The sequence below is a fragment of the Methanolobus sp. ZRKC5 genome (genome assembly GCF_038446525.1).
GTDB lineage: Archaea > Halobacteriota > Methanosarcinia > Methanosarcinales > Methanosarcinaceae > Methanolobus.
Map to the genome: position 1 here is coordinate 2,997,245 of NZ_CP151792.1, position 12,660 is coordinate 3,009,904.

Annotated in this window: 10 protein-coding genes; 2 read left to right on the forward strand and 8 right to left on the reverse strand. The window is 38.7% G+C overall.

The features are described from left to right. Window positions 1–102 precede the first annotated feature (102 nt). The 4 genes from WN948_RS14460 to WN948_RS14475 form a co-directional block, all read right to left on the reverse strand. Window positions 103–2,442 (reverse strand): VWA domain-containing protein, encoded by a 2,340-nt coding sequence (locus tag WN948_RS14460; protein WP_342304872.1) that lies wholly within the window; start codon window positions 2,440–2,442, stop codon window positions 103–105. A gap of 9 nt (window positions 2,443–2,451) precedes the next feature. After that, entirely contained in the window at window positions 2,452–2,571 is a 120-nt protein-coding gene (locus tag WN948_RS14465; protein ID WP_342304873.1) for a CbbQ/NirQ/NorQ C-terminal domain-containing protein, read from the reverse strand. A gap of 96 nt (window positions 2,572–2,667) precedes the next feature. Beyond that, on the reverse strand, window positions 2,668–4,122 hold the full coding sequence (locus WN948_RS14470) for an IS66 family transposase (protein ID WP_342306503.1): 1,455 nt from the start codon (window positions 4,120–4,122) through the stop codon (window positions 2,668–2,670). Window positions 4,123–4,338: 216 nt separating this feature from the next. Then, window positions 4,339–4,635: a hypothetical protein gene (locus WN948_RS14475; RefSeq protein WP_342304874.1), complete on the reverse strand. Its 297-nt coding sequence runs from the start codon at window positions 4,633–4,635 to the stop codon at window positions 4,339–4,341. A gap of 122 nt (window positions 4,636–4,757) precedes the next feature. Between WN948_RS14475 and WN948_RS14480 the strand changes: the two genes are divergently transcribed. Further along, window positions 4,758–6,692 (forward strand): hydantoinase/oxoprolinase family protein, encoded by a 1,935-nt coding sequence (locus WN948_RS14480; protein ID WP_342304875.1) that lies wholly within the window; start codon window positions 4,758–4,760, stop codon window positions 6,690–6,692. On the opposite strand, the gene WN948_RS14485 is transcribed toward WN948_RS14480, so the two are convergent. Both WN948_RS14485 and WN948_RS14490 read right to left on the reverse strand, forming a co-directional pair. Next, a complete protein-coding gene (locus WN948_RS14485; protein ID WP_342304877.1) occupies window positions 6,670–9,396 on the reverse strand; it encodes an ATP-binding protein in 2,727 nt (908 codons plus the stop codon). The genes WN948_RS14480 and WN948_RS14485 overlap by 23 nt on opposite strands. Window positions 9,397–9,758: 362 nt before the next feature. Further along, the gene (locus WN948_RS14490; protein ID WP_342303665.1) at window positions 9,759–10,703 is read right to left on the reverse strand and encodes an IS5 family transposase; all 945 of its coding nucleotides are present in this window, start codon (window positions 10,701–10,703) and stop codon (window positions 9,759–9,761) included. A 185-nt stretch (window positions 10,704–10,888) separates the two neighbouring features. Here WN948_RS14490 and WN948_RS14495 point away from each other — a divergent pair, with 185 nt between their 5' ends. Continuing rightward, window positions 10,889–11,623 carry an NAD-dependent protein deacylase gene (locus tag WN948_RS14495; RefSeq protein WP_342304878.1) on the forward strand — a complete coding sequence of 245 codons (735 nt, stop codon included), beginning with the start codon at window positions 10,889–10,891 and terminating at the stop codon, window positions 11,621–11,623. On the opposite strand, the gene WN948_RS14500 is transcribed toward WN948_RS14495, so the two are convergent. Together WN948_RS14500 and WN948_RS14505 are read right to left on the reverse strand one after the other, a co-directional pair. After that, entirely contained in the window at window positions 11,605–11,859 is a 255-nt protein-coding gene (locus WN948_RS14500; RefSeq protein ID WP_342304879.1) for a TfoX/Sxy family protein, read from the reverse strand. The two genes, WN948_RS14495 and WN948_RS14500, sit on opposite strands and share 19 nt — an antisense overlap. A 14-nt stretch (window positions 11,860–11,873) precedes the next feature. Then, on the reverse strand, window positions 11,874–12,575 hold the full coding sequence (locus WN948_RS14505) for a pirin family protein (protein ID WP_342304880.1): 702 nt from the start codon (window positions 12,573–12,575) through the stop codon (window positions 11,874–11,876). Between the last annotated feature and the right edge of the window lie 85 nt (window positions 12,576–12,660).

A 12,660-nucleotide genomic window follows, 5' to 3' on the forward strand; every position in this document is an offset into this window, starting at 1 on the left:
TTTCAACAGTCCATATAATGATCCAATCCAAAAATATTTTTTAAATATTATTGTAACAATTGGTGATATTTGAATAAATACTACTAAAACAGTACTGTAGAATCAGGTAGTTATTCTCTTATACAGCACCGGAAGAGTTTCTGGAAGCGAGCTGGCATCGTCTATTATTGTGTATCCTGCACCTGAGAAAATATTGTCAAGATATTTGCCTGGATTCGAATCCACGGTTATGCAGAAGAAATTTATTCCCATGGCATTGCCTTCTCCAATCGCTATCCTTGTATCTTCTTCAGCAACGCTTTCTTTGTATGCGTTTTCTCCCCGGGAGGTATCGAAGGGTTCACCATCAGACAACAAAATCATGATCTTTGTTTTTGCATCTACCTTCTCAAGTTTCCTGATGGAATGGCGGATGGCAGGTCCAAGTCTTGTGTTGGATACCGGTTCCAGCAGACTGATCCTGCGTGCAACTTTTTCTGATAGTTCCTCATCGAACTCTTTTATGACAAAGTACTCAACATCATCCCTTGTCTGACCGGAGAATGCGTAGATCGCATACTTGTCACCTATGCTTTCAAGGGCCTGTATCATGATAATAAGCGAGTCTTTTTCAACATCTAATATGCTCTTTTCTTCATAGTTCACCATTTTATGTGTGGAATAGCTGATATCTATAAGGAAAAGAGTTGCAACATCCCTTTCATGCTTATCCCATCTGAGGTAGAGCCCGTCATCAGGATTTATCCCACATCTCTTCTGTATTAGGGCATCCATGAAGGCATCGATATCAATCTCAGTTCCATCGGTCTGTTCTTTCATCCTGCGGAATGTTTCCGGTCTCATCCGGTTGAATACTTGTTTGATCTGGGCTATCTCGTTCCTGTACTGTTTTGACGCATCCTTGTAGTAATCACTGGACATGCCAAAAGGCTCAACCTCATTGACAGTACACCAGTTCGCTTTGTAGTCATTGATCATGGAATCCCATTCTTCATACCTGTAACTGCCAAGTATCTTCCAGTTCTTGTTTGTAGCATAGGTGGACTGGTGCTTGATCTCTTCTTCTTTCGGACTTTCCTCCTCTGCTACCAGTTCCACTTCAGTTTCGGGAATGAAATTCCTGATAACATTCTCATGTGGTCTGGAAGAAAGAGGCTCCTTCCTTCCATACACTTCGATACTCACTCCACGGTAATCAAGATTCTTTAGTACTTCATATTCCATTTGGCTCAATGGACCCAGTTTGTCATCAAGCATGGTATATATCCTGAAGGTCGTATCAAGGGAATCAAGGATAGATGACTCTTTCTGGAATATCCTGTCCTTCAGAAGAGTCTTTGCCTGGTCCAGAAGATCCCTTGTTCCATTTCTGATATTGTGAACAGGTTCATGTCCTGTCGAGATCCACAGTAGTGATTCCATGAACTCCTCAAGTTTACCTTTTAGGGCAGACCTTGTTAGAAGCATCTGGTGTCTTATCCTCTCAAGGTCCGAGCGAACACCCTTGTAGAGTTCCATTATCCTGTACTCGACCCTGGCATCTTCAAGAATACCGAGTATTGTTCCTGCCAGTGCTTTGTTGGGAAACAGAGCTATGACATCAGCGATATCAATGATACCCTCGGGTTGCATTCCTGACAGAGAAGTTCTTTTCTTTATGGTCGTGTATCTCCGTCTGATATCTGCCATCAGTTCCGCTGCTTCTTCTAGTTCTATCTTATGAGAACTGAACTGTACATGACCGACCTCATGTATTATGCTCAGCTTGTATATCTTGAAGTTATTTTCAAAATCTCCATATTTCCTGATACTGGGTGCGAGGTAAATTGTCTTGCCTGCAATCACAGGATTTATAAAATCGTTTTCTTCCCCCATCTGCAACATCCTTCGGGAAAGGATGTTGAAATTGACACCTGACAATCCAAGGGCATAGTACCTGAGGACGTTTACGATCTCACTGAGTGCTGCAGACCCGATAAGTCCTTCAATGAATTCCTTTGAGTCCTTAGATCTCATGGAAAAATAGGGTCTTCCAAGAAGTGGATTCTCTTCAAAGACACAGATTCCGTTCAGGGCCCACTCTTTCAGTTCACTGACATCCAGATTCTTTAAGAGTGGAGCTGAATAGGTAAAATAATCAATTGCCAGATCCTTATCCTGATCAAATATTTTTATTCCGGTACCAGCCCATTTCCTGATCCCTTCGGGTCCTGTATTCTCTGATGCATCGGGAAGGTTCTCAAAGAAAACTTCTGCAAGCATCCGGTCTTTATCAAGCAGCATGTGGACAGTTCTAAGAAGTTCACCATGATATGATGAGCTGCTTTTTTTCAGAAAACTGAGAAAATTATTGTGATAATTTCTTTCAAAGAACCTGGATTCTATAAGTTCAAGCAGCTCTTCTTCTGTGGGATCGGTCTGTTCTGCTATATCCTTTGACAAGATGTTTCTTCACTCCACGATGGCATTGATTATTTCTTCGATACTTTTCTGCAAGTCAAGATTATCCGTAATCGCCCTTGTAATGGCTATCCAGCAGGCTTCTCTTAATAAAGAACATTTAGCTATCATGCCGTTGATCCCCCTGCTTATACTGATAAAATTTGTTCTTACTTCGTAACTATTCAGCCTAGCTCACTTCCACCAAGCTGATTTCTTCATCCACGATCAATTCTGCAACTTTGGAACAAATGAATTGCCATAAAATATTGCACTAATTGCATCGATAACAGATTCAGAATTCTTATTAACAGTAGACACGTATCCTCTTATACGGCAGAAATTTTTTGCACCCTGTTTACTGCGGAAAGTACCTGATATCTTCTGCTGTACTTTCGTCATTCTGATATCTCTTTCAGCCTGATTGTTATCAAACGGAACGTTTTGGTCGTACATAAATCGCAAGATATCCTCTTTATGGCCAATAAACCTATCCAGCAAATTCTTTACCGTGGTCTGCTTCTTACGTCCTCGTTTTTTAGACCGCACATTTGATTCCGGATCAGGAGGATTTTCATTCACTCCTAAACAAGTTATGTGATCATAATCCTCACTGAACCTTTGAATTAGCTCAGTATCTAAAAGATCATTATCAACATGATGTTTAATGCATATCAAGAGATCACTCATTATCTTTGGCCACTGTTGATCACTGTTTTCGGAAGCTCCAGTTAACTCTCGTAATAAATGTGCATTACATAATGAATGTTGACATTCATATTTGTTGTACGGTTTCCAAAAATCATGTGTTGCAACACCAGTGTAACCTGGTAATATGCCCATAGCATCCATTGCTTCTGAGCCCCTTTTGCGATGTGCAAAATAATAGGTCAGTTTGTCTGTACCTGCCACATGAAGCCAATTACGAACTGCATTTATTCTCATTCCTGTTTCATCCAGATTGATGACAGGAGATTCTTTCAGGAGATGTTTCACTGTATTTTCAAAAGCTCCAAGCTTCTCAAAACAACTACGTTCCGTGTTCACCAAAGTAGCAGGACTTATCTTGCATCCCAAAATATCAGAGAACAACTTGGTAACACGCTGATAAGGAAGTAATTGGTAAGTGTGCAAATAAACTGCAAATGACTTAACTCGATGACCGTATTGAGTCGGCTGAGTTACACCATCTGGAAAAAGAGCTTTGTTTACATGAGAACATTTGGGACATGTTTTAATCTCGCAACGATGTTCAATGCAATTGATAGTTATAGGAGGAATGTCAAAGACCTGTCTTCTTTCATAGTCAGAGGGAACAGAAGCTAACGATCTCCCACAATTGACGCATTGATTAACAGGATGAACAATAACTTCATCCGGATCATCATTTATTCTTAATGTAGTACCAGGATGACCGTTTTGACCACCTACATGCTTATTGGTCTTTTTTCTTTGACTTTTAAGGGTTGGTTTATTCCGTGCATAAGAATCAGTAGAAGGTGGTTTGCTACTGTTGCGACTATTCTTTTCAAGCATTTCTTCCAAATGCCTGACACGCTCTTCAAGTTGTGCAATTTGGAGAGATTGATGTTCAATTATCCCAAGTAATCGAGTTACAAGTTCTACTACTGCTTCTGGACCAGCTTCATAAACTGCAAGTATTTCTTCGCGGTCTATACAAATCCCCTCAGATTGATAGACGTTTTTTATGATATTTTACTGAATATTTTTTAACACATAGAATGAAGCCATAGTATATTGTTTTTTGCATCATTAAAACAGTTAGGCTGAATAGTTACCTTACTTCTTTATATAACTGTGCAGGGAGAAAAACAAAAAAGAATGGAAGAGTAGGTTCTAACTTAATTTGTTCGACATGTTATTTGGAATGAAATTTGTCTAGAAGTCCCCTGAGATTATTGCTTTGTGATAAGCCATTGCCAGATTCCTATTAACAAAATCAATAGCTTCCTGTTCAGAATCAACCATTCTCACCGTGACCTGTCCATTTTGGAAAAAATTCATTTCTCTGAGTCCGATCTTTACCACTACCAGTCCAAGATTCTCTGAATATTTTCCATCAAGATATTTTGCTATCAAAGGAAGGTCCGGTTTTTCATCAAGATGTGCGATGATTCTCAATTTCCATGAATCTGCTATGCATGGAAGAACTTTCTCGATATGTTCGACTCTCATTTTTTGTCCTTCTTCCTGTCAATGACAAGGTATTTTAAAATTTATTGAAACGATTATACTTAAATATCTCGCAACCATTGTAGAAAAGGCAGTTCAGTTTATTATAAAAAAGGTGATAGGAAATGCACTTTGGTCTTGGTATCGATGCCGGTGGAACATATACAGATGCAGTACTTCTTAGAGGCTCAGACGGGACTATTGTGGATTCAAAAAAGGCTTTTACAACGTATCCTGATCTGCAGAAAGGTATAAAGAACGTTCTTGATTCACTTGACCAGGAACTTCTGAAGGATGTGAATCTGGTGTCCGTTTCGACCACTCTTTCAACCAATTCCCTTCTTGAAGGTACGGGAAAGGCTGTTGGTCTTATAATTGTAGGAGAGGAACCGGCACAAACAGAATTTCCATCGCAGTATATTCTATGTGCTTCCGGGGGACATGATACCAGAGGCGATGAAGTCTGTGAACTCGATCTTTCTTCAATAGAGGAATTTATTCTCAGTACAAAGACAAAGGTTTCAGCATATGCTGTTTCAGCTTATTTCGGTGTTCGTAATCCTGATCATGAGATTAAAGTTAAAGAACTCATCACGAAAATGACCGGAATGCCGGTTGTCTGTGGGTATGAACTCTCTCAGGAACTGGGTGCTTATGAGCGAGCTGTGACTGCTGTACTGAATGCACAGTTGATACCTATCACATACCAGTTCGTTAACTCGGTTATCAGGGATATCCGTGCAAGAGGTATCGATGCCCGCCTTCTGATGCTCAAGTGTGACGGTTCTGTCTATAATATCGAAGATGCTCTTGAACGACCGATTGAGACTATTTTTTCCGGACCTGCTGCAAGTCTTTTAGGTGCTTCTTATCTCTCAAAGATGGACACATGTGCGGTAATTGATATCGGAGGAACCAGTACCGATGTTTCCATGCTGTATAATGGTGTACCTGAAATAAGTACATCGGGAGCTGTTGTTGGTGGCTGGAAGACCCGTGTAAGAGCTATGAAGATGGAAACATCTGCAACCGGAGGAGACAGTCATATCTGGGTTACGGACGGACGGGTAAGAATAGGTCCCAGAAGAGTGATTCCACTTTGTGTTGCATCAAAGACATATCCTGATCTTATTAGCAAACTTAAAAGGAGCAGGATTATTTCAAGAGGTATCATGGATGAGAATTTCCAGCCGACCAAATTCTTTGTCAGGACTGGTTACGAAGCTTTGGATATTGATAATGATGAAAGAGCAGTGCTTGATCTTATGAGATCAGAGCCTGTTTCAGCACTTGAGATGTCAGATGTACTGAACAGGAACACATCCACAAAAGTGCTCGACTCACTTGTAAAAAAGCGTCTTATACAGGGAATTGGTTTCACTCCGACTGATGCACTGCATGTTCTTGGTGTATACACAAAATGGGGTGTGAATGCTGCGGAGATCGGAGCACTTAATCTCTCAAGATATGTTCAGAAGGGTAAATATGATTTCTGTGCCTATGTAAGGGAACTCATAGCGAAGAACATAGCAGCTGATCTTATGTCCTATATACTGCCACACCATCCGGATGAAGTGATAGCAGACCTGCTGAGTCATGAATATCCTGCAAAATTCAAGGTAGAGTTGCCAGTGGTATTGCTGGGGGGTCCTGCACAGGCATACGACAGTGAACTCAGATCCCTTATCGAAGCAGATGTGGCGGTTCCTGAGTTTGCAGATGTTGGAAATGCAGTTGGTGCTCTTGCAGGTAAAGGCGTGAAGAGAATCGAAATTTCGATTATGCCGGCTTCCATTGAGAATCCGGATGAGGATTTCCTGCTTTTCTCTCCGGTTGGCAGGGAACGTTTCCAGAGATATGCTGATGCAGTGGAATTCGCAACGAAGCTTGGAACCGAACTTGTGCTGGATTATGAGATGCGGTGTGGTATACTAAAAGAAGATACAAAGATCACTGTTTCTAAAAAGACTGTCTCACCCGAAAACTGGTCCCATCCTCCTCTGGAGACAAGGGTAATAGTTGTGGGCATAGGAAATCCTATGATGATTCTGAAAGACTAGGCGATAGTGCACTTTTTACTACGGGAAGTGTGATGTGCACTTTTGTTCCCACGTTTTCCATACTCTCTATCCACAGTTTTCCACCATGATCCTCGACTATTCTTTTACATATGTTCAATCCAATACCTGCTCCACCATATCTACGGGACAGGGAGCCATCAAGCTGATAAAAACTATCAAAGGTTTTCATTACCTTGGTTTGTGGTATTCCTATTCCGGTGTCTTCTATAACAATGTGGATGTCGCTTTTCTTCTTTGAGCCATAAATGGATATTCTTCCTTCAGATGGTGTGAATTTGAAAGCATTATCTATCAGGTGGATGAACAATTCGCTAAGGTAGTTCGAATCACCATTTACGAGATACAGTTCATCAGGTAACTTGTTCTCTATAATGAGGTTCTTATCCGTATTTTCTACAGAAATAACTGACAGGGCCTTCTCTATAATTGGTTTAATAGAAATATTACTGAAATCGTAAATATAATTTTTAGGCTCCAGTGCACTCATGAAAAGTAATGATTCTATCAAACGTTTCAATTGTCCGGAATTACTGCTAACTACATTCATTGCTTTCTTTTGTTCTTTATTAAGTGAACCCAGGCTTTCATCTCCAACCAGCTCACTGAATCCCATTATGGAAATGAGTGGTGTCTTAAGTTCATGGCTTATAGTCGAAAGGAAATTGCTCTTTAGTTCATCGAGGGAATGTAGTTCATCATTTGCCTTGCTAAGTTTAGAATTTATATCCCTTAGCTTCTGATTGTATGTTTTAAGTTCATCTTCTGATCTTTTGAGTAATATCATTCTGCCCATCATCTGAGTAATAAGGACAAACTGCCTGAGATCTGAAGCGGTGTATTCTCCTTCCTTGTTTGCAACAGCTGCAAATCCCACAACTTCATTTTCATTAAGTATTGGCACGGTAAGGTAAGACTCAATTGAAAGCTTTCTGCATAATGTAAATTCCGGTGAATTAATGTCATGTGAGGACCGGTTTAGTATCACTGGTTTTTTCACTTCAAGCAACATTGGCAAGAAACCCGTACTTTCAAGTAAAGAAACGAATATTTCCTTGTTGATATTATTCAGGAACAATATATCTTCAGGGTATGTATCTGTAGTATATTTTTCATTCTCTCCATCAAAAAGTACAACCATACCCATCTTGCTTTGTGTTAGTTTAATTCCTTCCTCAAGTGCAAAAGATTTTATCTCGTCAATCGAGGAGATGTTCATCAGGCTTAGTTCATGTAAAGTTTCAAGGCACGATTCGTCGAGCAATAAGGCTTCTTCAGTTCTTTTCAAGTTGGTCAGGTCATTGAGGATAAAAATAGCATTATTATTTGTTTTTGTAAAATAGAATGCAATCTGTCTTTCTGTTCCATCTTTGCAAGATACAATCCATTCGCCACTCATGCCTGTTTCCTGCTTTTTGGAAATCATCTCCCAATTATTACGAACAGTTTTCCGGTATTCACTATCTGGATAAACAGTTTCCCACCACTTATTCATGGTAGGTATGTCTTCTATTGTGTATCCCAGTATTTCTGTCAGTCTTTTATTTGCGTATTCAAAATATTCATTTGAATCCATTATAGCTATTGGCAAAGGAGAATTATCAATTATTTTCTTAAAATTATCTTCATTTTCTTTTAGAGCTCTTTCAGCATCCTTTATTTTTGTGATGTCGTGAGTTAATTCCAAGCGGACATCACGTCCATCCGGCCATTTAATGATTCTGTCAGAAATTATGTAATCTCTGCACGTAATGGGGTTATAATATTCCCATTGATGTGACTTGTTCTTATTTTCGAGTATTATCGGGTTTGTGCAGAAATTACATGGCTCTTCAAGTCTCTGGAGTTCTTTATAGCATTTCTTTCCAATAGGATTCTTATCCAATATTTCATTCAGGTATTTATTGACATAAAGTATTTCGTGAGTGTATGGGTCAGAAACATAGATTGGATTTTCGATACTATCAAAAACCGAAAGCAATTGTTTTCTTTCCATATCAAGATCTTTGGATATGGCTCTTTTTCGGAAGGCCATTCCCAGTATATTTGTGAAAGTTTTAAGGGTTTCAATATCTTTTTCGTCCCATTCTCCGGTTTCTTTTACATTATCAAAACCAATAAAACCTGCAAGTTCACCTTCTATTTTGAAAGGTAAAACAATAAGTGATTTAATGTCCTGTTCTTCGAGAAGTGCTTTTTCAGCTTTTGCTTCAGGAGGAAGTTCATTCAAGTCCCTGATGTGGATCGCTTCACCATTGCTGAGCTTAGCCATCCACCATGAGTATATTGATATTGGAAGTTCCTGAAGTATATCTTTCTGAGGCTTTACTCCGCTGGCGCACCATTCGTGTGTGTTACTAATTAGTTCAGAGTTTAGCTGTTGTTTAAATATGTAGGCACGGTCTGCATTACATAATTCTCCAAGCATTGACAGTGATTCTTCTATCTTCTCATCGAGTTTCTCTGAAAAAGTAAGCATGGAAGTAATTTGCAATAACGTGTTTTCAATTCCGTATTTGGTTAGAAGTATTCCATAAGAGTCTTTATTTTTTTTTATCTCAATTTCAAGCTTCCGTTCTAGCCCTGTTACTTTCATGCTGTGAACTATCATAGAACTAATCAGTAGTGAAAGGAAGGCGAACCATGCAATTTTGTCTTCTGATTCAAGTGTGTTTATATGAAACAACACTATGCCAATTAATATTAATATAAAAAAAGACACTAACAATATTTTCTTTTGAACTTTGTTGTTCATTTTATCACAATCATCAAATACTTAAATACAAATGCAGCTCCGACATTCTAATTATTTTATAAAATTCTTTTTCTTCTAGTATATAAGATTACTCAATTGGGAATCATATAATTTTGTTCTCATTTAATCATTATAAATTATTTGTATTCAACAAAGTCAATTTTTATAGAGGATTTCGATATTCCCTCATTTTAGATCATTAAAGTATTCAAACTCAATTATATCCTCTCATTTTTTATCATTTTGTTTATTTCTCTTCATTAATCCTTATTTTTAGTATAGCTCCCGCTATCCTAAATTACTCCTTTGGTTTTTAGTGTCCTCAATTGATGCAGATTAAAACAAAAAGCTGTCATCAACATTTTTGCATTCACTCTTTCTACAGTTGTAACAAGAACCTTTCTGGTTTTAAATATTTCTTTTGTCACTGCATACACTCTTTCGCAAGGGACTCTTTTCACACTTATTCTTTCATTTCTGAGGATATCCATTATTCCTAAAGGATGTCCTCTTACAGCTCGTTGCATTGTTGCTGCAAAACCTTTTGCTATTGCTCCAAAATATCCTTTATCTCTATACACCACTTCACCCTTTTCAGACAGATCAACCTGTGAATCGTGAAGTGATGCAGTTGTTGTCTCAAATCTTCTGATTAGTTCATAATCCTTATCAATAATTGTATGAAGTTTGTATCCAAAGTGAGATTTACCATTTTTCTTAGTCCAGGTTCCATCTTTGCTTCTTCTTGTTTTCGCATCTTTTCCTCTGAGTACATCTGCTTTTGCATGTCCTGGATCTGAGTGAATAAAAGTTGCATCCTGGATCATTCCTTTTTTAATCTTCAAACCAAGAGCATCAAGCTGATTCTGCATTTCATCCCACACCGCTTTTTCTTTACCATTGTCGATAATTCTCTTCCTGAATGACCAGACAGTTGTACTGTCTGGTACATATTCAGGAAATCCCAGGAATTTCCTAAAGGATATCCTGTCAATACACTGCTTTTCAAGCTCAGCATCAGAAAGACCATGCCATTGTTGCAGAACAAGCATCTTGAACATTACAATAACATCAGCTTCAGGCCGTCCGCCTGAAGCTGTTCTGTTTATGTACATTGACTCCAGAATAGGGCGAAAAGGCTTCCAATCTACTAAATATTCAATTTCAGCAAGCTTATCTCCGACAGATTGGAGACGCTTATATTCTTCATTTAAGGCAAAATCAGTAAAAGAATCCATAATAGTAAATTTGCTTTGCTATTATTTATATTTTATTAAATTGTATGGGTATTGATGGTAGTTTATCGAAATCCTCTATATTTTACTGAACTTCTACCGTTATCTTTTTATTCTGAATTGTGCAACATCGCGCCTTTTCACTTAAAAGAAAAAGGATATATAATCCTGAAGTGTAAAATATAATCATGCATAGATTGGCTGAACTTCTGGAAACCTCAAAGAACTGTGTTTTTTTGAGTGGAGCTGGTATTTCAACCTTTTCAGGGATTCCAGACTTCAGGGGTAGTAATGGTCTGTACGCAAAATATGATGCAAATAAGGTATTCGACCTTGAATATTTCCGGGATGACCCTGTTTATTTTTACACACATGCAAAGGATTTTATCTACAATCTTGATACTAAAGAGCCAAACATAATTCATGATACTTTGGCTTCTCTGGAAAAAGAAGGACACGTTCAGGCTGTTATTACTCAGAATATTGATCTGCTTCACCAGAAAGCAGGTTCCATTAATGTTTTAGAAGTTCATGGTTCACCTGCAAATCACAGGTGTCTTGCATGCAACAGGAATTATTCTTATGATGAAGTCTGTGAGCAATTAAAAAACAATGAAGTTCCATATTGTAGTGAATGTGCGGGTCTGATCAAGCCGGATATCACATTTTTCGGGGAAATGCTTGACCAGGATATATTTACAAGAGCTATTGATGCAAGTTCCAATGCCGACCTTTTTGTGGTCATTGGTTCATCACTTGTAGTCCAGCCAGCGGCCAGTCTTCCATTGTGTTCATTGAAAGCCGGGGGCAAACTTGTGATCGTCAATAATATGGAAACGCCTCTGGATGGATATGCATATCTTAAGTACGATGAGCTTGGAGATGTTTTCAATTATCTCTCTGATCATTTCAAGGAAAGGTAATGCTCTTTCAGGGCTTTTTTCTCATCTTCTGGCAGATGATGGTTGCATACTCCCCGAATAGCTCCTTCAAGTGCGTAGAGCTTGTTTTTGCATGAATTCTCATCGACTATCATTATTCTCTCAAATGCTTTCCTGCTTCCAAGTTCTTTGAGTTTGGCCGGAGTTTTCACTCCAACCTGTTCAAGCTGTTCTTCGAGCTTTTTGCCGATATTCGGAAGTTTGGCAAGATCACCCATATATTTTCCTTTTTTCAGTACTTGCCAGTTGCATCCACAAGAATGAAAAAGGCATCTTCTTCCGCTTTGATAACTAATGGCTCATTCTGGTTGATACGAGCCTGATCATGAGTTTCAAGTTTTTCCCCGCAGACATCAAGCTTTCCTTCAATTACATAAATAAAAACATATCTGGCAATATCAGTCAGAAGATCGAACATTTCTCCTTTTTCCAGCTTTGTAATGGATACAGTTACATTGGCACGTATTTTGAGAGCACCAGAGTACCCCTGTCCAGCGACATGAATGAGCTCGTTCTTCCGTGCGACCACATCAAAGTTCTTTTTATTCGTTGCAGGTGCCATGTTCTGTCTTAATGGATTTATCCACATCCTGCAAAGGCGTGTGTCTCCGTCTGTGAGATTCATTCCTGAAAAAGATATGCCTTCGCCAGCAGACATTACCTGCACATCACCTGCTTTCAAGACATCTTTTGCTCCTGTGCTGTCCTCATGGGTCAATTCTCCTTTAAGAACTATCGTGATTATTTCCTTGTTGTTAACGGATTCTGGCTTGAATGTTTTTCCTGCAAGCAAAATGTCATCGTTAAAAACCTTAAGGTCGCCAAAATGTGTATTTTTCATATCCAGATAATCTGAATAGGAAAATAGCCAGTAACTTCGTGATGATTCTGTATCCACTAGATGTCTTTCGTTTGATCTTACAATCTTTATCATGATGATTATTCCTGATTTTCTGTCTAATCTGACATTAGTGTTTAAGTATTTGACTGTCAGGTATGTTTCAGTATGTCTTCGGAAG